General features: G+C 58.7%; 25 protein-coding genes. 13 read left to right on the forward strand and 12 right to left on the reverse strand.

Annotated features, from left to right (window positions below; translation table 11 throughout):
* Positions 1 to 123: 123 nt before the first annotated feature.
* The 6 genes from AAFN84_RS22145 to AAFN84_RS22170 all read left to right on the forward strand — a co-directional run bounded on the left by AAFN84_RS22145 (position 124) and on the right by AAFN84_RS22170 (position 6095).
* Positions 124 to 1143, forward strand: coding sequence for a hypothetical protein (locus tag AAFN84_RS22145; RefSeq protein ID WP_347516875.1), 1020 nt, complete (start codon positions 124 to 126; stop codon positions 1141 to 1143).
* A 62-nt stretch (positions 1144 to 1205) separates the two neighbouring features.
* Complete coding sequence (locus AAFN84_RS22150) at positions 1206 to 2285, forward strand: GH25 family lysozyme (protein WP_347516876.1); 1080 nt, start codon at positions 1206 to 1208, stop codon at positions 2283 to 2285.
* 270 nt (positions 2286 to 2555) lie between these two features.
* Positions 2556 to 3173, forward strand: coding sequence for a hypothetical protein (locus AAFN84_RS22155; RefSeq protein WP_347516877.1), 618 nt, complete (start codon positions 2556 to 2558; stop codon positions 3171 to 3173).
* A gap of 514 nt (positions 3174 to 3687) precedes the next feature.
* Complete coding sequence (locus tag AAFN84_RS22160; protein ID WP_347516942.1) at positions 3688 to 3897, forward strand: transposase zinc-binding domain-containing protein; 210 nt, start codon at positions 3688 to 3690, stop codon at positions 3895 to 3897.
* 53 nt (positions 3898 to 3950) lie between these two features.
* Entirely contained in the window at positions 3951 to 5165 is a 1215-nt protein-coding gene (locus tag AAFN84_RS22165; RefSeq protein ID WP_347516878.1) for a GAF domain-containing sensor histidine kinase, read from the forward strand.
* A 651-nt stretch (positions 5166 to 5816) separates the two neighbouring features.
* Positions 5817 to 6095, forward strand: coding sequence for a hypothetical protein (locus AAFN84_RS22170; RefSeq protein WP_347516943.1), 279 nt, complete (start codon positions 5817 to 5819; stop codon positions 6093 to 6095).
* Positions 6096 to 6416: 321 nt separating this feature from the next.
* Here AAFN84_RS22170 and AAFN84_RS22175 read toward each other — a convergent pair whose 3' ends face one another.
* Entirely contained in the window at positions 6417 to 6611 is a 195-nt protein-coding gene (locus AAFN84_RS22175) for a hypothetical protein (protein ID WP_347516879.1), read from the reverse strand.
* 150 nt (positions 6612 to 6761) lie between these two features.
* Here AAFN84_RS22175 and AAFN84_RS22180 point away from each other — a divergent pair, with 150 nt between their 5' ends.
* Positions 6762 to 7139, forward strand: coding sequence for a PRC-barrel domain-containing protein (locus AAFN84_RS22180; protein WP_347516880.1), 378 nt, complete (start codon positions 6762 to 6764; stop codon positions 7137 to 7139).
* 420 nt (positions 7140 to 7559) lie between these two features.
* Here the strand turns inward: AAFN84_RS22180 and AAFN84_RS22185 are convergent, their stop codons facing one another.
* Positions 7560 to 8207 carry a hypothetical protein gene (locus AAFN84_RS22185; protein WP_347516881.1) on the reverse strand — a complete coding sequence of 216 codons (648 nt, stop codon included), beginning with the start codon at positions 8205 to 8207 and terminating at the stop codon, positions 7560 to 7562.
* 592 nt (positions 8208 to 8799) lie between these two features.
* Here AAFN84_RS22185 and AAFN84_RS22190 point away from each other — a divergent pair.
* The 4 genes from AAFN84_RS22190 to AAFN84_RS22205 all read left to right on the forward strand — a co-directional run bounded on the left by AAFN84_RS22190 (position 8800) and on the right by AAFN84_RS22205 (position 10904).
* Positions 8800 to 9171, forward strand: coding sequence for a hypothetical protein (locus AAFN84_RS22190; protein WP_347516882.1), 372 nt, complete (start codon positions 8800 to 8802; stop codon positions 9169 to 9171).
* Positions 9172 to 9382: 211 nt separating this feature from the next.
* The gene (locus tag AAFN84_RS22195; RefSeq protein WP_347516883.1) at positions 9383 to 9634 is read left to right on the forward strand and encodes a hypothetical protein; all 252 of its coding nucleotides are present in this window, start codon (positions 9383 to 9385) and stop codon (positions 9632 to 9634) included.
* Positions 9635 to 9858: 224 nt separating this feature from the next.
* Positions 9859 to 10500 (forward strand): DUF433 domain-containing protein, encoded by a 642-nt coding sequence (locus AAFN84_RS22200; protein ID WP_347516884.1) that lies wholly within the window; start codon positions 9859 to 9861, stop codon positions 10498 to 10500.
* On the forward strand, positions 10497 to 10904 hold the full coding sequence (locus AAFN84_RS22205) for a DUF5615 family PIN-like protein (RefSeq protein ID WP_347516885.1): 408 nt from the start codon (positions 10497 to 10499) through the stop codon (positions 10902 to 10904). The genes AAFN84_RS22200 and AAFN84_RS22205 overlap by 4 nt, the downstream gene beginning before the upstream one ends.
* Positions 10905 to 11071: 167 nt before the next feature.
* Here the strand turns inward: AAFN84_RS22205 and AAFN84_RS22210 are convergent, their stop codons facing one another.
* From AAFN84_RS22210 to AAFN84_RS22230, 5 genes are all read right to left on the reverse strand, one after another.
* A complete protein-coding gene (locus AAFN84_RS22210; protein WP_347516886.1) occupies positions 11072 to 11365 on the reverse strand; it encodes a hypothetical protein in 294 nt (97 codons plus the stop codon).
* Positions 11366 to 11690: 325 nt separating this feature from the next.
* Positions 11691 to 11909 carry a hypothetical protein gene (locus tag AAFN84_RS22215; RefSeq protein ID WP_347516887.1) on the reverse strand — a complete coding sequence of 73 codons (219 nt, stop codon included), beginning with the start codon at positions 11907 to 11909 and terminating at the stop codon, positions 11691 to 11693.
* A 114-nt stretch (positions 11910 to 12023) separates the two neighbouring features.
* Entirely contained in the window at positions 12024 to 12197 is a 174-nt protein-coding gene (locus AAFN84_RS22220; protein WP_347516888.1) for a hypothetical protein, read from the reverse strand.
* Between the two features lie 156 nt (positions 12198 to 12353).
* Positions 12354 to 12512 carry a hypothetical protein gene (locus AAFN84_RS22225; RefSeq protein ID WP_347516889.1) on the reverse strand — a complete coding sequence of 53 codons (159 nt, stop codon included), beginning with the start codon at positions 12510 to 12512 and terminating at the stop codon, positions 12354 to 12356.
* A 533-nt stretch (positions 12513 to 13045) separates the two neighbouring features.
* Positions 13046 to 13288, reverse strand: a complete 243-nt coding sequence (locus AAFN84_RS22230) for a hypothetical protein (RefSeq protein ID WP_347516890.1) — start codon at positions 13286 to 13288, stop codon at positions 13046 to 13048.
* A gap of 69 nt (positions 13289 to 13357) precedes the next feature.
* Between AAFN84_RS22230 and AAFN84_RS22235 the strand changes: the two genes are divergently transcribed.
* Positions 13358 to 14484 (forward strand): IS3 family transposase gene (locus AAFN84_RS22235; RefSeq protein WP_347516891.1). Its coding sequence is split into 2 segments (ribosomal slippage): positions 13358 to 13598 and positions 13598 to 14484, totalling 1128 coding nucleotides; the frame shifts between segments, so codons are not numbered across the junction.
* On the opposite strand, the gene AAFN84_RS22240 is transcribed toward AAFN84_RS22235, so the two are convergent.
* The 4 genes from AAFN84_RS22240 to AAFN84_RS22255 all read right to left on the reverse strand — a co-directional run bounded on the left by AAFN84_RS22240 (position 14432) and on the right by AAFN84_RS22255 (position 21467).
* Positions 14432 to 14860 carry a DUF6538 domain-containing protein gene (locus AAFN84_RS22240; protein ID WP_347516892.1) on the reverse strand — a complete coding sequence of 143 codons (429 nt, stop codon included), beginning with the start codon at positions 14858 to 14860 and terminating at the stop codon, positions 14432 to 14434. The two genes, AAFN84_RS22235 and AAFN84_RS22240, sit on opposite strands and share 53 nt — an antisense overlap.
* Positions 14861 to 15140: 280 nt before the next feature.
* The gene (locus tag AAFN84_RS22245; RefSeq protein ID WP_347516893.1) at positions 15141 to 16763 is read right to left on the reverse strand and encodes an ABC-F family ATP-binding cassette domain-containing protein; all 1623 of its coding nucleotides are present in this window, start codon (positions 16761 to 16763) and stop codon (positions 15141 to 15143) included.
* Positions 16764 to 17472: 709 nt separating this feature from the next.
* Complete coding sequence (locus AAFN84_RS22250; RefSeq protein ID WP_347516894.1) at positions 17473 to 20277, reverse strand: EAL domain-containing protein; 2805 nt, start codon at positions 20275 to 20277, stop codon at positions 17473 to 17475.
* A gap of 11 nt (positions 20278 to 20288) precedes the next feature.
* The gene (locus tag AAFN84_RS22255) at positions 20289 to 21467 is read right to left on the reverse strand and encodes a FecR family protein (RefSeq protein WP_347516895.1); all 1179 of its coding nucleotides are present in this window, start codon (positions 21465 to 21467) and stop codon (positions 20289 to 20291) included.
* Between the two features lie 721 nt (positions 21468 to 22188).
* On the opposite strand from AAFN84_RS22255, the gene AAFN84_RS22260 reads away from it, so the two are divergent.
* Positions 22189 to 22968: a GGDEF domain-containing protein gene (locus tag AAFN84_RS22260; protein ID WP_347516896.1), complete on the forward strand. Its 780-nt coding sequence runs from the start codon at positions 22189 to 22191 to the stop codon at positions 22966 to 22968.
* Positions 22969 to 23132: 164 nt separating this feature from the next.
* On the opposite strand, the gene AAFN84_RS22265 is transcribed toward AAFN84_RS22260, so the two are convergent.
* Entirely contained in the window at positions 23133 to 23306 is a 174-nt protein-coding gene (locus tag AAFN84_RS22265) for a hypothetical protein (protein ID WP_347516897.1), read from the reverse strand.
* Between the last annotated feature and the right edge of the window lie 262 nt (positions 23307 to 23568).

Consider the following 23568-nt stretch of genomic DNA (forward strand, 5'->3'; position numbering starts at 1 on the left):
CGACAGCGGCTCGGGATCGGCGCTGGAGCATTTGGCCACGACGCACCGGCGCAGGACAGTCCTGACCATTGGGACCCGCAGCTATTGTCTTACGCCACGACGTTCGACACTCCCGAGGGCATATTGGCCGTGCGCGATCACCGGGGTGGACCCCTGGACTGGTATTCTGCAGATGGAGAACCGTCATCGGCGACCGGTGAGCCGTCGTCGCCACTTGACCTCGTGCTTGTGCCGACGCCTCTGGAATACCCCGCAGCACCATTGAGCCGGTTTTGGGAGATCGAGGACGCAGCCGTCGACATTGGCGGCTATGCGCCAGACACGGCACATTTTGCGACCATGCTGCTTGTGGATCTGATCTTTTCCCATTCCGATGACTGGTTCTTGTTCCCGGTCACGCTTCATGCCGGCATGGTTGCTGCGATTGAATCGGTGACCGTGACGGACGCGTTTGGCGAAATCTACAGCTCGCAGGAAACGCTCCAAGATGGTGCCTTGCGCCATGTTGGACTGCACGCTCCTGAGGACTTCTCGCTGTTTCGCTGCGCGGGGCTCCGTCAGCACGATCTCGTGCTGTGGCTGGTGGCAGAAGGACCACTGGAGAGCGAAGCGATCGAGCGGGTGCAGTTCGGCGTCGATGAGCACTCCAACGTGACGTGGGCGCTTGAGCGAATTGTTGATGCGCGTGAAGCCGCGCGCGGTCCTCTCGCTTCGGACAACGCGAACCCGCCCTATCCGCCAAGCCAACCTTCAGGAGACCTCACCAAACCGAGAGACTACGCCTACAAGCCGGCACAAGGCATTGAAACGCATTGGCACCCCTACACGCTCGACCATAAGGAGGAGGGAGGGCCGACTTATGTGCAAGGCGGGCTTGCCGACTATTCCCTTCAGAGGCCAAAACCACTGCCCCGACCGCGCGCAAGGGTTCTTCAAGCTGGCACGCCCGACGCGCCAGCATTGCACCGCGTGGCCGCTGCCGCATTGTCTGGCGGAGGCATCGAGCTTGAGCGGCGATGGCGACTTGCGCGCGATATAAACGGCCAGCCGGTTTTGTGGATCGAACGACAGCGCCGCATCCTGCGTGGACCGCCGGCGCGCAATATCATGTTCGACGTTTTGGAGGAAAGCGGTGAGGGGTAACGCGCAACGGGCTGCCTACGCGCCGCACCAAGCGGGCCCTGGCACCTGAAAAGGAGAATCTGATGGTTACAATCGCAGACAAATATGCGCAGCTGAAGGCAGCAGGGTTTGTTCCTGTGCCCGACCTTCCCGTAATAGAGATCCCGTTACCGGACTTCGCAGGAAGGTTCTTCACCTTCGCCTCAACCATCGGCCCTGTCACGATCTACTGGCATGCCGCCACCGGCGCCCATGAGGTCTACGGAGCAATTCTGGCTGCCTATCTTGCGCAGGGAGGGCCGCAGGGTGCTCTCGGTTATCCTGTCTCGGGCGAATACGATACGCTTGTTGGTAACGGCGCTGGCGGGTTGAAGGCGATCGGCCGAACGAGCGATTTCCAACGCGGCCTGATTTCCTGGGACCGGGCAAGCGGGCAGACGACTGTCTCGCTGACCGGACCGGTCGTCGTCGGGGCTGATTTCGAGCAGGTGATTGGCATCGACGTTTCGACCTACCAAGGCCAAATTGACTGGACCAAGGTCGCAACACAAGGCACTTCGGATGGTGAAGTTGCGGGCTTCGCCTATATACGCGCCACGCACGACGACGCCGGCACGGACCACCGATTCACCGCAAACTGGGCAGCGTCAGCGGGGCATTTGCCGCGCGGCGCCTATCACTATTTCAGAGCTCATGGCCAGCCCGATCAGATGCGGGGCCAGGTCGACCATTTCATCAACACGTTGCAGGCTGCCGGTGGACCGGGTGAGCTGCCGCCCATGGTCGACATTGAATCGCTTCCCGCCGGTGTCTCGGCCGCGCAGGCGTCCGCGTCCCTGCAGTTTTTCCTGTCACTTCTCGAGCAGGCCTTTGGCGTTCGACCGCTGATCTATACCTATCCGTCCTTCTGGAACCACAACATGGCCAACAGCATGGCCTTTTCTGCCACCTACAAATTGTGGATCGCGCACTACGGTCCACAAACCGCAGATGGCGGCGCGGCCCCGCGAAGCACAGCGCCACAGTTAGTGGGGGGCTGGAACCAGTTTGCGCTCTGGCAGAACGCCGTCAAGAAGGGGGTGGGAGGCATAACGGGATTGGTCGACAGAAATGTCGCGTTCGTTCCTGCGGGAAGAAGTCTGCGTGACTGGCTCACCAATTGAAGGGCACCACGAGGCGCGAGGCTCAAAAGCTGTCATTGCCAGTACACGCGGCGTGTGACAGCGCTTGCCCCTCAAGCAGGCTAACATCTGCGCCGCAAACGAAGTAAGTGCTGCATACGGTCAGCAAGCGAGGCCATATTCCAACTGGACCCTCTAGCGTGTCCTGCGCAACAGAACTCCAGAGGGCGGGGTTCGCGATTTATCCATGCTGACGACGCAATCCAATGTTAAATGCCGCACGTTGAGTGCTTCCCATAACTACCGGGTCACATGCCGAAACCTATTTCCGAAGTCAGAAAACCCGAAATCCTCGAGGCTGCGTTCCAGGCCATAAAGAAGCACGGGCTGCCGATGCCTTCCTACGATCACATCTCCAAGGAAGCGGATATGTCGCGGCAGTTGATCCGTCATTACTTTCCAACACCGGAATCTTTGATGGTGGCCCTGGCTGACGCCTTGGCGTCGAAATATCGTGAACTTCTGACGACGGGCATTCTTGAGGCTAAGGCTACCGAACGCTTGTCCTTGTTTCTCGACTTCTATTTCAACTTCCTGTCGCGCAAGGACCTCAAGAAACCTGCTGACGACCAGGTTTATGACGCGCTGTTTTCCTTGGCAGCGGGATCGAGTGCCTTGAAGATGAACCTCCACGATCAGTACAGCGAGCTCCAGTGGACGATCGCCTACGAAGTCCAGATTTCCAACCCAGGCCTCAGTCAGAATGCCTGCCGGGAGATTGGGCACCTTTTCGTCAGCTTGATGTACGGCCACTGGAAAATGGTCGCATCGCTTGGGTTCTCCGAAAGCTATAACAAGGTGACCAGGGCGGCTCTCGACCGCATTATCCAATCCTACCTGGCTCGGTATGATGACCCTGACAGCGTCTGATCAGCGTTGTGAGCCGCTCCATCAACGTTCGCTTGTGCCCTTGCCCAAAGAGTATTGGGCAAGACTGCGGCGATGAATGCGGTGAAGGTCAGCTGAGGCTGCGCGACCCCTTCTATGCCAGTGCCTATTGACTTGTCACGGCGCCGTTCCCCTTGGCCAGATCGGTGTGCCCGACTGCTGCCGGCAGCGCGGTCTCGAGTACGGCGACGTCCCGTTCCATCGCTGCCATGCAAAGAATGTGCGAGGCTGAAAGACCTATCTCCAACGAACGGCCTCTGTAACCACTGGGAGTGCATCGGTTACCTGATCCCGTCCAGCGCTCAGCAGGTTAGCTCTCGGGTTTGCGGGAACCGAGGGTCGCATGATCGGTGGTGGCCGCGGCGCTGCCAGGCCCGCGTGTCGGGCACCCATAAAGGGCACCGGAGCGTCGCACAGCTCAAGGTCATGTCGGCGATCGAGCATTGCCCACTTCGACGCTCGGCGCTCACGTCGAGGCCCATGAAGACTTCTGTTGATGGTGACCTGGCGGATCGCCCATAACTCTTGCCGCAACTGGCACTGCCCGGAGTGCCACGGCCCGGCGGCACGCACGTGGCTAGTGCAGCGCGAGGCCGACCTGCCGCCATTCGGCAATGTCCATGTCGTGTTCACGCTTCACACCGAGATCGCCGTCATCGCGTTCCAGAACCTGGTCTGTTCAATCCCGCGTTGGAGACGATGCTGACGAGCGCCGTCGATCTTTTGATAACGTTCCGATCATGACTTATCGGACCTTGCTTGCTAAAGGTTTCGATGGCAGCGAATCCGATCGGCAATCCAGTGGAACACGATTTACAACATGACATTGAAACAGTGCAGCGCATCGCCGCGGTGCCGGCCATTCTCGATGTCGTTTGCCGCGCTACGGGAATGGGCTTTGCGGCAATAGCGCGCGTCACAAACGACCGCTGGATCGCCTGCCAGGTACTAGACAACATTGCCTTTGGCCTCCCACCAGGCGGAGAGCTGAAGGTCGAGACGACGCTTTGCCATGAGGTTCGGCAGCATCACGAAGTCATCGCCATCGATAACGTGGCAGAGGATACAAAATATTGCGACCATTATACCCCACGGCTCTATGGCCTTCAGAGCTACATTTCAGTGCCAATCATCACCTCAGATGGCCGGTTCTTCGGCACATTATGCGCGATCGACCCAAACCCTCACGCGGTAAACAATCCCCAGATCATTGGGACCTTTACGCTCTTTGCCGAGCTGGTCGCTCATCACCTGGATGCCGAGGACCGCATAGAGGCGGCGGAACATCGCGCTGACGACACTGCGGCGACCTCACTGTTGCGCGAACAGTTCATCGCGGTGCTAGGGCACGATTTGCGTAATCCACTGGCGGCTATCGACGGTGGCGTGCGCATGCTTGGGACCATCCATACCGACCCGAAGTCCGTGCGAATCCTCCGCTTGATGAGCGAGAGCATCGGTCGCATGGGCGGCTTGATCGATAACCTAATGGACTTCGCCCGAGGCCGTCTTGGCGGCGGCATAAGATTGACGAAGTCCAAGGAAGAACGGATCGAGCCATTGCTCGCGCAGGTGGTCAACGAAATCAAAGCAGGGCATCCTGATCACCAGATTGACATGCGCTTCGATCTCTCGGAGGCAGTCGACGTTGACCGTGCGCGTCTTGCGCAACTGTTTTCGAATCTGTTGGGCAACGCGATCACGCATGGCGACATTGCAAAGCCCATCGTCGTCGACGCGCAAATCGAGGGTGGCCATTTCAATCTCGCGGTGACAAATGGGGGGCAGCCGATCGCGCCCCAGACCATGGAGCGCCTCTTTCAGCCGTTCCATCGCGGGGAGGAGACGAGCTTGCAGGGTCTTGGGCTTGGTCTATACATCGCCGCACAGATCGCGGAAGCGCATGGCGGACGCATCGAAGTCGAATCGGGTTCCGATGAGACCCGCTTCACTTTCAGGATGCCGTTAAACTGAACCCGTTGGGCAATTTCGTTGCGGTCGCCAGTTGAGCCTCTGATTTTTGGCGAATGGGACCCAAGAGGTGCCCAGTCCTCATTTCATCCCCCAAGCAACACTGCGTGAGCGGAGGCTTCGGTCGTCCTTCAGCCTAATTCGGCGCCCACGCGCTCTCAGCCATAAACTGGCTTCGGCCGGCGTCGTCTCCGGACCGAGAATGGCATTACGATGAGGGAAGCGACCGAAGCGCTTGATGGTCTGGATGGGGCAGACAGCGCGAAAAGTATAAAGAAATCAATGCATCAGGGACGCCGAGTCAGCGCCCTGTGTAGCACTGATGTGCTACCCTGTCGATGCAGTATGGCAGCTTGAGAAGCGCGACCTAAGTGATGTCCCTCCGTTCGGATAGCCTGTAGCCGCTCCCGCACGCGGCCCAGAGACATCACTGCAGCGTGAGTGACTATTTCTTTCGATCGTTCAAATGCCAACCAATTGCTTCACCAGAAGTCAGTCCGCCTTGTGAATTATCCTCTGATGACCCAAGAGGTATTGAAGTTTCGTCGTCTCAAGTGGGGCGATCCGACTGCAAAGTTTAGAGTGCTGGCTGAAGACCTTAACCGGCATGGCCATCCACGGCCGCGCCGCAGGCGGCGGGCAACTATACCTCACATGTTGGCAGGATTAATGATGGTCGGAGCGTTCGGAGTCGGGTACACGTCAGATGACTTCTCCACCGACGGCCTTAAGGCCCTGATGCCCGGATCGGGATGCAACATTAAGGGCAACGTTAGCATCAATACTGGCGAACGCATCTATCATGTACCGGGCCAGAAATACTATGACGAGACGCGTATTTCACCAGATTACGGCGAGCGCTGGTTCTGTAGCGAGAAAGAAGCTCGCAAGGCGGGTTGGCGAAAGGCACGGGCCGGCGCTACCAAGTGGTAGCTGATCGACGCTTTGCTTTTTGTCACAGTGAACTAGGGGCTGGTGATTGCGCTTGGCCACTGAATGCCGATCTGCAAGAATTTCCCAACATCTCGAGCATCGAGGCCACGCCGTCGATCTCGGGGCCGGTCCCGCCTCGACGATCGCTGTCAATTCCTCCTTCTGTCAGGCGATTGCCCAAGTTCGAGCCCGCCACACCAAGTCTCCTTCAGCCCCTCTGGACCGGCTTCGTTGAAGCGACGAACCCAGTCCCGCAAACTTTGAAGCGCTTGGTGCCCTGCTGCATGTAATAGATTAGTAATGTCGGCCGGCGGCAGCAGCTCAATGCAATTTACGCGGCTGAGGCCCTTCACCGAGCCCGTGTGAGACTACCGCGTCTAAAGCGACTACGGCCAACCCCGCATAGTGTTCGCAGCTGATCAGCCACAAACGAGTGCCGTCTTCCGATCCATCCAAAATCCGCGAATTGTCCTTTTGGGCAATCGCCAGCGCCACACGCGCCACAAGTTTCAGCATGATCACCTCCTGTTTGAGGGTGATCGTTGCAGGCAGCACCGGCCGATTCCACCCGGCATTTCTGCCGGGTGGCGAGCATGGATCTGGTGGCGAGAACGCGGAACGTTCGCGCCGCGGTGTCGTTGCCCTACACCAACATAGGAGATGACCATGGCAGACCCAGATGTTCACGAGACACATGACCTGATCGCGAGCGACAAGGTTGTCGGGACCAACGTCTACGATCGCGAAGGCAAGCACGTAGGAAAGGTCGAAAGGCTAATCCTCGAGAAGCGCGGCGGCCGGGTTTCGTATGCCGTGCTCAGCTTCGGCGGCTTTCTCGGCATTGGCCACGATCACTATCCGCTACCATGGGCCAAACTCGATTATGACGAAGGCCTGACTGGCTTTCGCGTCGATATCTCGCGTGAGCAGGTCGAGGGCGCACCGAAATATGCCGCGAATGAAGACTTCGACTGGTCGGAGAAGAGCGGCCGGAGCGTCTACGACTATTATGGTATCGTGCCGTATTGGGGCGCGCCTATCTGAGCCCCTGAACAGGGCGGGCTTTGGCCCGTCCTTTTCCTGACCTCGCCAACCCGTGACTTTTATGCCCGATCGCGCCTTGACCTTCAGCGCGGCCCCTCGCAAATTGTGTCTGCGGCGGGCCTATTCAGCGCCGTTGGGCGGCGCGCTCACCCTGAGCCCCCCGATGCGCGCCCGCTATCCCAACGCGGCCGTGCTCAATTGACTTCTCTGCGATGATGTATGCGATATCGCGATCCGACATTTTAATGTCTGGCATGAGCATTCGAACCGCCCACACTTCCGCCGCCATTGACACCGGCCACCAGCGCGCGCGGTGGCCTTGCCGGCATCAATAGGCGCCAAAACCTGAGCGCTGTGTGGCACCTGCGGGTGTCCTCCACCGTGTGCGCGCAAGGGCATAGGTGGACAACGTTCCCCGAATTAAAACCGCACATGATACGCCCGGATCAAGCGGCAAATTTGCGCGCCGGTTCCTGCGCCTTTCGCGCTAAACAAATAAGTGGTGGCAGTATTATTTTCAACGCACGAGAGAAACGATAAACTTTGTTCTCCTGTCGAAAGGTCTAACTCTTGGCGAGTTGGGTATCTACATATTAGCTGCGCCGGATTTCGCTTGAAATAATCTTGTGGGCTAAACTCCCTGACAGCCTGACCGATCACTTTCTTCTTCCCGAAGAATCCATTCTTCCCGTAAACTGGCTGCGATCCGCTATAGGCATGAACCCCGGTTACCTCATTTGGTCCGGTTCTATAAAGATAGAATACGCATCCCGAGAAGTTCCCCGTATAAACATATCCCGGCATTCTTACCGAACCGGCCGTTGCTAATGCATCAATCGTCTGAACATCGATGCAGTTGTTATCAGTGTTAGAGTTATCAGCTCTAGCAACAATTATCTCATTACTTCCGACATTAACTGTAAGAGATGATTTCGTGTAATTTGTCTCGACAATCGTATCCGTTATACCAGTTGATATATTCGCCTGCCGACCAGAAGGATTGTTCCTAAAGGAAATTTTTCCTTTGTTCTCGATGATCTTTCTGATCTCGTCCTTTTGAAGCGCCATGTTTTCCCCACTATACAGTACATGCAAAGAGCCCCAACATGGCAGCTAGCCGCTACCACATTGCGTAGAGTTCGATCCTAATGCACCCGTAAAAATCCTCTCAGCCTAGGATGTGGTGTACATTACCAAACGTCAACTACGTTGATAAGCGAACTACGATCTGAGTGTACTCCTCAACCCCGCCCGGTGTGCTGCTATTCATTCCTCCCGCCACGTCGCCCGCCTCACCCACCACACCTTGTCGAGCCTACGGAGCCGAATCTTCTGGCGCTCATCTACTGTCCGCGTGACCACAGCGATATCAAGTGCATATCCGCAGCTACCGCGCATTCCATGAGGCGCTCCAGGTTCACCGCCGGCACATCGCCATGGAGCCGAATAAGGTCGGCCGGATCATAACAGCGTGGAGGTGAGCATCCAACGCAGCGCCCATTGACAAGCGATCCATTCTTGATGGAGCCGCTGAGCATCAAGGGCTGAAGCCCGCGCTTTGGTCTGTATTCCTCCGGCATGAGAACGAAATAGGAACAAACTCCTTGACGCGTCAATCGGGCTAGGTCATCGTCCTCGCATCAATTCGAGGAGAGACACCATGACCGAGGCCACCACGGCAGCGAGCGGCGAAGCTGCGTCCGAAATCGAACTGCGCTTGCGCTGGCGTCAAACTTGGCCGGACAAGGAGGCACATTACACCGCCTACGCACTGGGCTTTGACGCCGCGGTCGGGTACATCTTTCTGATTGAAGCAGGTGACGACCAACGCGAATGGCTGCGGTCGATGACGGCAGACGACTACGAAATAGCGCGCAACTGCGGCCCAACTAATGGCGTGGATCGCTCGGCTCGACATGCCGCTAGCTGCGTCGAGGACGCGTGGTTCGCTGCTATACGTGGCACCCGGCACGATCGACCGGTGAAGGTGAACGCGTATGCGGCGGCGCGGCATCGGCATGAGGCTGCCTAGGCATCGTCTGAGGGCGTTGTTGTTGGCGAAAAGGCAACGCGCTTCAGCCCGCAGCCCCGCCACTGCCTGAAGTGGCCGGCAAGCACCCCGGTGTGATCGCGCGGAGCCGAGAGGCGAACATGGATTTTGGCGAGTATGGGCCGCCGACGGTGCACTTTCAAGCAGGGGAAGTGCCGGATATAGAGTAGGTGAAATAATCGGGAGGCCGCTCATGGATGACGATGAACTTTCCGACGAAGACTTTGATGCCCAGGTCCGGCACCGTGCCGCACGCAGGGCTCAGGCCATCGTGAAGCGCGAAGGCGCTGCCCTTGCTCAATCCGCTCGTGGACTGAACGAGGAATCTATTGCAGCCGACAGCCAGCTTCTTGCGATTGTAATAGCTCAAGCCATCCTTGACGCCTACGGCGGCGATATTGATGGGGATGAGGGTGGGGAATCTACCCGACAGGCTCCGTCATGATATTCACCCTCTCCACCGATGAAGTGAGCGCTCTTGCACGAATGGCATCCGAATTAGGGTGTTCTGACGAAGACGCGGCAAGACCGTGATCCGAGACTGGCTCATCGGGCATGTGTATCTGGAATTGCCAGAGGCGGGCAACGACGATGGGGCGGGTTGACGCAACAAAAGAATTGATCCTACGGGCCATATTCTTAACCGCTGCATGCGCTAATATTGGAATCATGACCCAAACATCCGGCAATGTAATTGGAGTGTTCACCGAGGATCAGGCGGCCCGCCTGACCGGTGTTTCGCGCCGTCAGCTTGCTGAATGGTCGCGGAACGGGTTTTTCAAGCCTGAGCATTTCGCTGATCGCGGGCGCAACTTCAGCCGTCTCTACTCTTTCCGCGATCTCGTCTGTCTCAAGGTGCTTTCCCAGCTCCGCAACGCACGCAAAATCCCTATGGCGCACCTCAAGGAGGTGAAGTCATTCCTCTCGCACCTAGGAGATCATGTGTGGACTGGGGCCACTCTGTACGTCCTGGGAAAGAAGGTTGTTTTCGAGGATCCCGCCACCGGTGATCTCGAAGAGGTCGGATCGAAGCAAAAAGTGCTTCAAATCCCGCTGCGCCTCGTGGCCAGCGACATGCAGGCCGAGGTGAAAAAGCTGAACCGCCGGGACGAAGCGGAGATCGGTAAATTTGAACGCAACCGCGGAGTTGCGCAGAATCAGCTCGTGATCGCCGGCACCAGAATTCCAGTGCGGAGCGTGAAAGCTTTTGCCGACGCTGGGTATACACCGGCCCAGATTGTAGCAGAATACCCGACGCTCACCGAAGCCGACGTTCGCGCCGTGATCGACGCGAAAGACGAAGCTGCTTGACTGCGGCAGGAACGCCCTTCCGACTGCTGTTGGATGCCGGCGTTCCTGATTCCGTCGGAAGAGTATTCTCAGAAGCGGGCTTCGAGGTGCTCCTCCACAGAGAGGTGCTGCCGGAACGAACCCCCGACGAGATCGTCTGCATAACGGCAGAGAAAAGCTTTGCTGTGCTCGTCGCCATTGACCACGACATGAAGCAGTTGGCAAGACAGTACGGCGTTACGCCCACTGGCGACAAACACAAAGCCCTGAACATCATTCGGGTATGTGGCAACGAAGTCGCCGCCGCTGGCCGGGTGGCGCAGGCTCTACCGCTCATCTTGCTCGAATGGGACTTCTGCTGCAGCAAAACCGCTCGCCGGATGTGGGTGGACGTCGCACCGCACTTCATAAGAACCCACCGGTAGCACCCTTCCTTTCTGGGTTCAGCCGAGTGTCGAATTCACGCTTGCGCCGCTAGCGCCCCCCTGCTCTAAACCTCTTCCAGACCCAGCGTAAACGGCTCTAGCCAAGACCACCAAGCGGATGAAACGTCGATGCCTGACGAAAGCCAGATGCAATTCAACAAGCTGAACTAGATCGTGAACGGGAAGTCGTTGAATTTACGCTCCGCAAGAACCTGACCGACGGCGCAATCCTCATCAGCGGAGAGGTGCCACCACTGGTTCTCACTCAAGGGGATATTCGTCCATCCGCCAAGGCGGCGGTGCGGCAGGCGCTGCTCGACGCCGCTGCCGCACTGGCAGATGATCCTCAAGAGGATGGCGAGACCCCAGAGGAAGCTTAGGCAGCAGTCGGCCCACAGCGGATCGATAATGGGGCCCGCCAAGGTAAACTCGCATTCTGTCAACCAGATGGTAACAGCCAATCTGCCAATCTCGCTCGACGGTGTTGGGGCGGGATGGACACGCTAAGGATTGCAACTCCTCGTATCCCCGGTTCGAATCCGGGGCGACACCTCCAAGAAGCGGCAGAAAGCTCGCATTCTCCCTTCGCTGCCGGTGGTCAAGGAGCCTCGTTTTTGAAGACGTCCGAAAAGATCAGGAAGCTTTTGACGGAAGCTTACTCCTTAGCGGCCCGGGAGGATGAGCAGACTCTCGCCTATCTGCTCGAACTCGCGATAGCGGAAACCGACCACATCGGGCGACCGAAGATTAGGCCGCTTGGAAATAATAGCGCAAACTGATGACTGGTCAGCCGGCGTCGAAATCCACCATGAGGCCCTGAGCCACCGCGTGCGAGGCAATGATCGTCGCCAGGTCTTTATCGCTTAGCGAGCCGTCAGGGATGATCGACCTGATTGCCTGTATCGCTTGTTTCGTCGAAATGGGCTGAGTTCTGTCTTGTACGGAAAGAGTGTACTCTTGGGCCAGCGCTTCCGCTCTTCGTACCGAGATATCTATCGTGGTCAAAGCCGCGCTCCCCGTGGTTTTCAGGCGCATGCACGATGATCGCAGACGGTCGCCAGTCCCTGTTTCACATGCTGACGATGGGTCAGTATCCCATTGTAATGCGACAATGGCGAGTCAATTGTCCGGCGAACGCTGCCCTCGTTCCAGACGCTCCTCAATCACACGCTTTCTCCGCAATTCATCGAGAGCGACCGAAAGAAGGACGTCCACTTCCTCCAAATCCTCCCGCTTGCTGCTCGACTGAATATAGCGGCGCAATTGCTCGATCGTCTGTCGCACGTGCTGCATTGGCTGGCCTTTTCGTACGGAACTATAAACCACCGCGACCGTTCCTGGCGACGTAAAAAATGATATAGCCGTGCGCGCTGAACGTGGGCAAAAATCAAATAGTCCCGCCAGCTTCCGCCAGCGGCGCCAGTTAGCTTTTGCGCCCAGATTGATGGGCTACGGCGGCGGACTGCCGGTCATCCGCGTGTAGAGAAGCCCGAGCCCGCTGGCACCGCAGAAGACGGACCCGCCTGCCGTCAAAGTCCACCTGCCAAGCGTCCCCGCCCGTTCCGCCTTCGGCCGAAGCGTCGTCACTTCGACAGTGACCTTTTCCATGACGAAGCCGTCGAGGATCGGCAGCGATCATCAGGCGGCGGCTCCGCGCGGCCACGCACCCGTCGCCAGTCGGCGATCAGTCGCATGCGGTCTCCTTCCGGTTCTCCGGGCAGTTGATCAGTTTGTCGGGATCGGTATTGTCCAACCGGGGCGAGGTTGGAGGACCAAGCAGAATGCAGGTGTCGAAGTATGATTGGTCTGGAGAGCGTACACGCCGCGATCAATTGAAGAAGCGGATGATGTTTTGGGCTTTTGGAGTTGCCGTTACGGGCGTCGCGGCAGTTTTCGGCTGGGAGGTAATGGCCCTAGCGTAAAGGCCTTGGCTTGATTGAAATTTCAGTTAATTCTAATGCGGGCTTTTGCCCTGCTCACCGGGGCGGCAACGCCCTGCCCCGATAAGTTGCCCCGGTGAGCGCTGGAACATTTTCGCGATCGTGGATGTTGGCCTCTTCAGGCATTGCCCCGCCTGCACCACTGTGAAGACCAACTTGGCCGGCCTTAGCGCCGGCCTCTTTTTTGAGCGTGGAACCTTCTTAAAGTTCGGATGTTTGTTGGATGCAGGTTTTCCCCCGGACCTGCCACAACACTCCCATGTGACCCAAAACTGGCCGGCCTAAGCGCCGGCCAATTTTCGTCACGCAGCGGCCGAAGTACGCCTTGGCGGCGAGGTTCGGCGCCGCCGCCTCTTCCCACGCCTCGCCGTCATCGCTGTGGGCCAGTGGCCCGTCGCCGAAATGCACATAGGCGCGATCGTCGAACTCATATCCGGCGCTCATATCATCGCCGTGAATCGCCCCTAGATTTGTGGACGCCTTCTTCCCAAAATTTGAGGCAAGGAGGCCATGATGGGGACCGGCAATTTCAGTGACGATTTCAAGCGTGATGCGGTCGCGCAGATCACCGAGCGGGGTTACCCGGTCGCGGAGGTCTCGAAGCGGCTGGGGGTAAGCCAGCACTCGCTTTACACGTGGAAGAGGAAGTTCGCGAAGCCATCGGGGGGCGATGGCGATCAGGCGGCAGAGATCCGGCGTCTGAAGAAAGAGCTGACGCGCGTCACCGAGGAGCGCGACATCCTAAAAAAAGCCACCGCGTATTTCGCCAAGGATGCAAAGTGAGATACGCGTTTGTTGCCGAGCATCGCCAAGAGTTCACGGTTCGGGCGATGTGCCGCTGCCTGCGCATCCGACCCAGCGGTTTCTACGCCTGGCTGAAGAACCCGCTGAGCAAGCGGGCGTTGGAAGATGCACGTCAGACCGAGCTTCTCAGCAAGGCCTGGAAGGAAAGCGGCAGGGTCTACGGCTATCGCAAGCTGCATGACGATCTCCTCGATCAGGGAGAGACCAGTTGCGCCAACCGCATCGCTCGTCTCGCCAGGCTGGCCGGGATCAAGGCACAGATCGGCTATAAGCGTCGGCCCGGCTCCTATAGTGGCAAGCCGTCGGTCGTGGTCGACAACACCCTTGCCCGGCAGTTCGATGTCGATGCGCCGGACAGGGCGTGGGTGACAGATATCACCTACCTCCGGACCCAGGAGGGCTTTGCCTATCTGGCCGTGGTGATCGACCTGTTCTCGCGGCGCGTCATCGGCTGGTCGCTACAGAGCCGCCAGACCACCGACGTGGTGTTACAGGCGTTGCTCATGGCGGTGTGGCGTCGAAAGCCGAAGAGCAAGGTCTTGGTCCATTCCGATCAAGGCTCGCAATTCACCAGCATGGATTGGGCGGCGTTCCTGAAGCACCACAATCTTGAGCACTCGATGAGCCGTCGCGGCAACTGCCATGACAATGCCGTGGCGGAGAGCTTTTTCAATCTCCTCAAGCGCGAGAGGATACGGCGCAGGACCTACCGAACACCCGAGGAGGCAAGGCAGGACGTGTTCGACTACATCGAGATGTTCTACAACCCAAAGCGCAAGCACGTCAGAAACGGAATGCTGTCACCTGTCGAGTTCGAACGGCAGCAGGAAATGTAACCCGAGGGTGTCCACGAAACCCGGGGCTATTCAAATTGCGCCACAACCCTTCATATAAATTGGTGTGCCACAAAAACTGCGAACTTGGGTTCTCCCGAAAATTCCAGAACCATCTGGAGCCTACCTTAGTGGCCAGCAGATGGGCCTCTCGGTCGCTAATGGTGCGCGACCCCTTCCGAAGATTGTCCCATTGAGCTTCTAGATCGCTCAGCAGTTGCGAATGTCGACGCTTCGCCTCGTCAGGATCGCGAGTGTCGAGGCTCTTGGTGACTTCCTTTTTGCCTAGGGTCTCGACTAGGTCGGCGGGAACACGCTTGCGCAGCCAGTAAACACCAGTTCTTGGATGCTTGGAGGGACGGCTCATCGACAGCACCATGTGTATCACCCGTGTGTAGCAATCGGGCGACCCTAAGTGTATCAATTTGCTATTTTTTTAGCAGCGTCAACACCTTAGGAGAAAGGTGGTGCCCAGGAGAGGATTCTGCCGGCTTGTGTTCTGCTCTCCGATTAGCGCTGGCTGCGTGCCACAAGCTGCCAGTCACAAGGCCCGAGGAACCTGGCCGTTTCGACGACGGGCTCAAGGTATTGGTTCTCGTCGGCGATCTGGTGTGGCCGCAGAGCTTCTGCTTCCAGAATTGCTCAGAGCCATATGAGGCTCAGCTCCGCAGTCCCGGCGCTTCTTGCCCCGTACGCTCGACATATTCGGTGTAGCCGCCACCATAGAGATGCGGGCCGTCCGGCGTCAGCTCCAGCACGCGGTTGGAGAGCGCTGCCAGGAAATGGCGGTCGTGGCTGACGAAAAGCATGGCGCCTTCGAACCGCGACAGCGCCTCGACCAGCATCTGCTTGGTGGCGATGTCGAGATGGTTGGTGGGCTCGTCGAGAACGAGGAAGTTCGGCGGGTCGAACAGCATCTTGGCCATGACCAACCGCGCCTTCTCGCCGCCAGAAAGTACGCGGCACTTCTTCTCGATCTCGTCCCCGGAAAAACCGAAGCAGCCCGCCAGCGCGCGCAGCGCCGCTTGCCCCGCCTGCGGAAAACTGTCTTCCAGCGACTGCAGCACGGTGCGCTCACCTTCTAGCAGCTCCATCGCGTGCTGGGCGAAATAGCCCATCTTGACGCTCGGGCCACGCGTCACCGTGCCGGAGTCGGGTAGCGCGGCGCCCGCAATCAGCTTGAGCAGCGTCGACTTGCCGGCCCCGTTCACGCCCATGACGCACCAGCGCTCGCGTCGGCGCACCTGGAAATCGAGCCCGTCATAGATCGTGAGGTCGCCGTAACGCTTGTGCACGCCTTTAACCGTCGCCACGTCCTCTCCAGAACGCGGTGCTGGCTGGAACTCGAAGCGCACGGTCTGCTGGCGCTTCGGCGGCTCGACGCGCTCGATCTTATCGAGCTTCTTGACCCGGCTCTGCACCTGCGCGGCATGGCTGGCGCGCGCCTTGAAGCGCTCGATGAAGGCCACTTCCTTGGCCAGCATCGCCTGCTGGCGCTCGAATTGCGCCTGCTGCTGCACCTCGGCAATCGCGCGCTGCTGGCGGTAGAATTCGTAGTCGCCAGAATAGGACGTCAGCGCGCCGCCGTCGATCTCGACGATCTTGCCGACGATGCGGTTCATGAATTCGCGATCGTGCGAGGTCATCACAACGGCGCCGTCGAAGCCCTTCAGGAAGGTTTCGAGCCAGATGAGGCTCTCGATGTCGAGATGGTTGGACGGCTCGTCGAGCAGCATCAAGTCGGGCCGCATCAGCAGGATCTTGGCCAGCGCCACGCGCATCTTCCAGCCGCCGGAGAGCTTGCCGACATCGCCGTCCATCATCTCCTGGCTGAAGCCGAGGCCGTCCAACACCTCGCGGGCTCGCCCGTCCAGCGCATAGCCGTCGAGTTCATCGTAAAGTCCCTGCACTTCACCGTAGCGGGTAATGATCTCGTCCATCTCGTCGGCGCGGTCGGGATCGGCCATGGCTGCTTCCAGCTCCGCCATCTCGGCAGCCAGCGCGCTGACCGGTCCAACGCCGTCAATCACCTCTATCACCGCGCTGCGGCCGGCCATGTCGCCGACATCCTGGCTGAAGTAGCCGATGGTCACCCCACGATCGAGCGAGACCTGGCCCTCGTCCGGCAGTTCCTCGCCGGTGATCATGCGAAACAGTGTCGTCTTGCCCGCACCATTCGGGCCGACGAGGCCTATCTTCTCGCCACGCTGGATTGCCGCCGACGCATCGATGAAGACGATCTGCTTGCCGTTTTGCTTGCCGATGCTTTCGAGGCGGATCATGCGGAAACTCCAGGTCGCGCGAACAGGGAGCCGCCTCAAACCATCCTACCCGACGCTGCGCAAGGGGCCGCAGCGTCACATGGTCAGTATTTCCAGCGCGTGAGCCATACCACCTTTTCCCGGTCTCAGACGTTTAAGGAGGAGGACTATTCATCCGGGCCAACTGCGGACCGTCCGCCCCTCTGTTTCAAGTTCAAATAGCTGCCGTCTGGCATTGGCTGGCTTCAGCGATGGCTTTCGCCCCCATCAAGTCGTTCACATTGATTAGCAAACGCCCCGACAGCTGCCCCTCCTTCCGGCTACAAATTCCGCCCTCGGGAGCGGTTGCGGACGGTCTGGTATTCAGCATCGAGCACTGTCCAACTACCGTCAAACCGTGGGCTTATCTCAACGCTGCCGCTCAAACCAAACGAATTTGCAACGCGATCGCAAAGCACCGAAACGTGTCTCAGAAGATCGTGCCCCGGGGCACGAGGCGCTCAGCGGTCAACACCTATGCCGATGGGTATTGCATCTAGCTGCTGGACGCTGCCGGCCAGATCGAGTCGGTGGCAGCATGGGCGCGAAGCTCGACTGTCGCACGCGTGTGTTTCGAAGACCTTGCCGTCGCCAGCCGGACTGTTCGTTCGAACAACGGCCGCAAGGCATGGGTGGAAGCGCAACGGCTGGTGAGGAAGTAGCAGGTCAGCCAGTGCGATGTGACTGAGTGCTAACCGGTCGCGCGCGCAAGCGAGAAATCCTGGGCGTTTTGCATGAAGTCTACAAGTGCCGCGTTATCCATTGGACGGGCGTAGAGATACCCTTGAACCTCGTTGCAGCCGAACAGCTGCAGACACTGCAACTGCTCGGTCGTCTCAACGCCCTCGGCGATGGTTTTAATTCCCAGGTCCGAGGCCAGAACCTGGATCGATCGCAGCACGGCAACCGCCTGCGCATCGCCCGGCAGGCCACGGACAAAACTCTGATCGATCTTGATCTTGGAAATCGGGAAGCGGTGGAGATAGGCCAGCGATGAATAGCCGGTCCCAAAGTCATCAAGGGCGAAGCGAATCCCGAAGTCTTGCAGGCAGTTCAATGTCGAACAGAGCCGATCGACTTCATCAACAAAGGCTGATTCGGTTATTTCAATCTCCAGGCGCTCGGCGGGCAGGTGTGACGCTGCCATTGCATCCTTGACGTCGGCCAGGACATCACGTGTCCGAAACTGATATGCTGAGACGTTGACGGCCACCTTGATTGGAAGGGGCCACGCGGCAGCATCGCGACAGGCGCGCTTCATCACCCAGAACCCCAGCCTGCCGATGAGCCCCATCTCTTCGGCGACGGGTACGAACTTCGCGGGTGAGACGTTGCCAATCACTGGATGGCGCCACCGCAGCAGGGCTTCGACGCCCACCAGTTTGCCGCTCTTGAGGTCAAGCTGGGGTTGGTAGGCCAGCTCGAACTGGTCGCCCTCTAGCGCCTGCTCCAGTTCGCGTTCGAACTGCCGCCGCTCGTCGCTCGCGATCTGCAGCAAGGGGGTGAACATCAAAATGGTTCTGCCCTCCTTCTTCGCCTTGTGCAGCGCCATATCCGCCTGAAGAAGGTATGTTTCGATCGACGCTTCCATGGTCGTCCACCATCGGACGCCCACGCGCGCGCCGCAACGCAATGTGTTTCCCGGCACCACGAACGGCTGGTCGATCGTGGCCACAAGCCTTTCTGCGAAGTCTGAAGCTTCGTCCTCTCCAGCGCACTTCAAGAGAATGAGGAATTCATCTCCGCCCATCCTGGCGATGCATTCTGTTTCAGGGAAGAGGGCATTGGTACGTTCTACGACCTCCACGAGAATCTGATCACCGGCCGTCTGGCCAAAGCCGTCATTCACGCTTTTGAAGCCCTTGAGATCGAAATAGAGAAGGGCCCAGCCCGCATCTTCCGCCTTGGCGATAGCCTGTGCGAAGCATGTATCAAGACCCCGTCGATTGAAGGCGCCTGTGAGCCCGTCATGGAGCGCCATATGGGTGATTTCTTGTAACGCCTGCTTTCTGGCGGTGACGTCACGGGCGGTTACACAAACGTGCGTTGTGTCTCCAACTTGAACTGCCGAACCGATCGATGCCGTCTTCAACACAAACGGGACAATGCTGAACTCCAACGTGCGGGTTGTGCCGTCCTCCGAGGAGATTTCCAGTTCCACCGGTTGGCCTGCGGGCACGCCACCCTCCCGCTGGTCGCTGGCCTCTCTCACAAGTCGGGAAACCTGCGGAGGAAGCTCATTGAGGTGCCTGGCAGTGCCGGCGGAAAGAAGCGCGATCGCGCGCTTGTTGCATCGGACGATCTTGCCCCGTTCATCGAGGATGATCACTGCGTCAAAAGCATCGTCGATCACGCGCTCGAGCATATTGCGGGCGTTCGAGACGTTGATGCGCTCCACCCACAGGAGGAGCCGGCCCAGATCGAACTCATGAACAAGGATAGATAGAACGCCACTCAGCAGCACCAGATGGATGGCAGCCGTCTGAACCGCGGAGTTGCCGACCACCTGCAGGTAGATGGCGAGAGCTTCAATGCCAGCAGATGCGGCGAGGAGGACCAGCAGTGCGGTTCGTGAGGCAAGGATCGAGGCAAGTGTCAGCGTGAACAGGCCAATGAGAACGAGACTAAGAGGTGGAAGAGCGCGCTCGACAAGCTGACGGCCCTGCAACAGCGTTTCGGTGGCCAGTGCGATGACGGTTGAGCCGGATACGTGCCCGTAAACTGGCACGGCGAAAATATCGTTCAACTGGATTGCGGTGGCCCCGACGATCAGGGTTTTCCCTGACAGGGATTCCGGCTCCATCTCACCCGTCATGAAATCGGCGAACGAAATGCGAGGAAGCTCGTGTGCCGATATCGAATAATCGATTTTCGTGGCCGGCTGTAAAGGCGTGCCATTGCTCAAGACCACGGGCAGCGAAGCGAGATCCTCGGTTCCGATACGCACGAGGTTTGGAAAATCGCGAACCTTTCCGTCGCTGTCGGGAGCGACGTTTACGACGGCCGGCCAGGCGTATTGAATCAATTGATCATGCGGCAGGCTGGTGACGAATTCCGATGAACCCAAAGCCCCGCGCTGGATGAATGCGGCGAGAAACACCTCTGCCTTTGAGGTCGAAAGCGCGTCTGCAAACATTTGATCTTCATGGGGATCTGCCAATGCGCTGAAGTCGATGTCGAAGGCGAGCCTCTCGACACCCAGGTGACCTGCCTTTTCGACAAAGTCGGCGTAGAGACTTCGCGGCCAAGGCCACACGTTGATTTCGTCGAGGCTCCGGCCGTCAATATCGATCAGCACCACCTGTCCAGACGGGGCGCGGCTTGTCAGCTCGAACCTGAGATCTGTCAGGCGATTATTCGGACGGTCTACCCAACCACTTCGATCCGCGACCACCGCGATGGTTACAAGCATTACGATGGTGACGGTTCGCAGTCCGAACTTCGAACACAGGTCGACCAGACGTGAGTGGCAGTACGAAACGAAAGTAGCGTTCATCCTGCGACTTTCTAAGAGCGACCGCCGTGGCCGCCGCCATTGCCGCTTCCGTTACCACCGCCGCCGTTGCCGCCACCGTTTCCGTTACCGCCGCCGTTCCCGTTGCCGTTGCCGTTGCCGCCACCGTTCCCGTTGCCGCCGCCGCCGCCGTTGCCGTTGCCGTTGCCGCCGCCGTTTCCGTTGCCGCCGCCATTCCCGTTGCCGCCGCCGTTGCCGCCGCCGTTCCCATTGCCGCCGCCGTTCCCGTTGCCGCCGCCGTTCCCGTTGCCGCCACCGTTGCCGTTGCCGCCGCCGTTTCCGTTGCCGCCGCCATTCCCGTTGCCGCCGCCGTTCCCGTTGCCGCCGCCGTTCCCATTGCCGCCGCCGTTCCCGTTGCCGCCGCCGTTGCCGTTGCCGCCGCCATTCCCGTTGCCGCCGCCGTTCCCGTTATCGCCGCCGTTCCCGTGGCCTCCACCGTTTCCGCTACCGCCGCCGTTTCCGTTGCCAGCATACTCCTGGCCGCCGCCATAGCCGTCGCCGCTGCTGGCGGAGGCGCTGCTGCCTGCCGTGGGGCTCGAGCCGGATGGATCCGACTGGACTGACGGGTTCCCGACCGCCCCTTGCTGCGATGCTGTGCTGTTTGCCGAGGAGTGGGAAACGCCGGCAGAGGTGGACAGCCCAGAGACAGACGCACCCGAGGTCGCGCTCTGCCCTCCACCAATATCTGCCGAGTCGCCGGAAGAGACATCCGTCACACCGACCAAGCCTTCATCGACGTCGAGCGATGTCGAGCGCTTCGAGACACTCACCGAAAAGCGAGTTCCCTTGACGACTGCTGCCATGAATGGCGTGTGAACCTCGAAATGGGGCTTGCGCTTGTGTTCCACATCGAAAGCCACCGTGCCGGCGGATTGAAACACAGTCGTCCTGAGGCGAAAGAGGGTCTTCTTCTTGATTTCCGCAACTGAGCTTGGCGAGAGCGACATCACGTTCTCGCCGCTGCGAAGCTGCACCCGGCCATTGCTCGACGTCTGAACAGAGGCGCCTTCCGGCACTTTCATGTCAGTTGTCAGCACGCGGGGCCGCAGTGCACCTTCTTGCAGCCAAGCGGTTCCGGAAATTCGCGTAACGACCCAGTCCTTGGCCGAGGCAGCCGAGCATCCAAACACGAGAAAAAACTGGACTGCCAAGACAGTAACGAGCGAACGCATCGCGACCCCCAAATGAGTTAATCGCATGAGCTAAGACTGAATGGCCATAAAAACCCGTTAAACGGACCTGTAGACTCTTCTCCATCAAGCATTGGCGGAGATTACGTTGGGTAACTATCGCTCATTTTGGGCCTCCTTGCGTTCGTAGGTGGGCAAGAAGGGCGCGCTGCGTGTTTGCCCGGACCGCGATAATCGCCGCTTACACGCGCCAACCCAGCCAGTATCGCGGCCACGGCTCTCCCAAATCGTATCCGCGCCATTAAGCAGTTCCATAGCGCCGCGGCTTGCAGTTCACCCTTGGCCGAGGCGGGGAAGGCACGCTTGTTCGTGGGATCCAATATTCACGGCAAGGCGAATTCGCGGCTTGCGGCAGCATGCAAGCCAACCAAATCTGGTGATGCGGCCGCAACGCTTGCGGCGTCAGGTCCCACAGATCCTTATTCTCATCTGATGCGCGTAGATTTCGGCAGCGGCGTTCCTCATGACGAGTCGAAATTGGGAACCAACGAAGATGTTCGACGCTTTTTGGCTCATCTGTAGTTTCTGACAATGACGGGAGGTCAAGCCTTCTGAAGCCGGTTTGCCACCTAGTTTAGAACGAACGGAGCTGCCCGTTCAGTGCACAACCGGCGCGAAGCCGGCTCCGACGAGCCCGACGGATTGGACCGGCTCGATCAATGCCACGCTTACGCGGAATGCGTAAGAGTGGAAGGTGTGAAGCATGTGGTACAACAAGCTGAATCTTTGGCTGACAAGCCAGTTTCGCGTCGTGCTGCTGACAGTGCTGGGGACCTTGATCTGCATTGGTATTGCGCTGGCGATCGACGGCTATTCTTTTGATGACGGTGGTTGGCGATGGGGGGCTCGCCCGTGGAACAATGTCATCATTCCTCTTCTCGTAGCGCCACCGCTACTCTACTTTCTGCTTACGCAGATGCGTCGATTGTCAATCGCGTATCACCGACTTGAAACCGTTGCATCGACCGACAGCCTGACGTCGTGCCTTAATCGCGCTGCCTTCGCGACGTTGGTAGAGGCGTATCTTGAGCGGTTCTCCACATCACCGCATCACAATAGGGGTGCCATGCTCATCATCGACGTGGACCATTTCAAGGGCATAAATGATGCGTTTGGACACGATCATGGCGATGAGGCACTCAAGCTCGTTGCAGGATCGATCCGGTCGGTCCTGAGGAGTGTAGACATCATTGGTCGCCTGGGAGGCGAAGAGTTCAGCGTCTTTCTGCCCGGAGCCAGCGTTGAGCAATGCCAGAGCATCGGTGATCGGATACGTCTGGCCGTGGGAGACGTGGCCTTCCTCCCGGAGGGTGAGCCGTGGCCCATCTCGGTGAGCGTTGGTGCTGCGCCGTTTTCATCCACAACGACGTTCAGCGAACTCTACAGGGTTGCCGATCAGTATCTCTACAAGGCCAAAAGAGATGGACGTAACAGGGTGGTTGTCGCTCCCCTCTTGGGAACGGCATCCCCGCCACCAAGCTGAGCCGAGACACCAAGTGCAACAGCATGAATTGCTGATCACCGGGAGGGAACTCCCGCAACAACGAAAGTCCAACTGAGGACCTCCATCACAGGCGCTGCAGTTTCTTTCTAAAGCTCTCGCAAGGCCGGGATGAATGGCATGGGCAGCCGACACGGTGGGCCAACTTATCCGTCTGTCGGAGCGTCCGCGTCTTTCCATTCCGCATAGAATTTATCGCGCAGGTCGCGGACCAGGATGCCGGCGCCGGCGATCGTGTCGACGGCTACCTCGTGATCCGTCCTGACGATATCGGGGAACTGCGCGACGGTGCTCGAGCGGTGATTGTCAACGTGGGCCATCGCGCGTTCGAAAATGATACCTGCCGTGCAAATTCTACGGGCAACGTCGTTGATGTCGGCCTCAAGGTTATCGGAGGGTGCGAGTTGTTCATGTCGATCGTCCCCTTAAACGGCTACCCCTCGGCGGCCAGTGATGGGAACGCAAAAAGAAGATGAGCGCCGCCAAACAACAAGCTAAACACGCGCGTCGAACATCATAAATGTCATGTCAATGACGCTATGCGCTTTCGCATATCTGTCAAGCGCGGTTAGGCGACGGAAC

Origin of the sequence: Mesorhizobium sp. CAU 1741 (genome assembly GCF_039839275.1) — a bacterium.
Lineage (GTDB): Bacteria > Pseudomonadota > Alphaproteobacteria > Rhizobiales > Rhizobiaceae > Aerobium.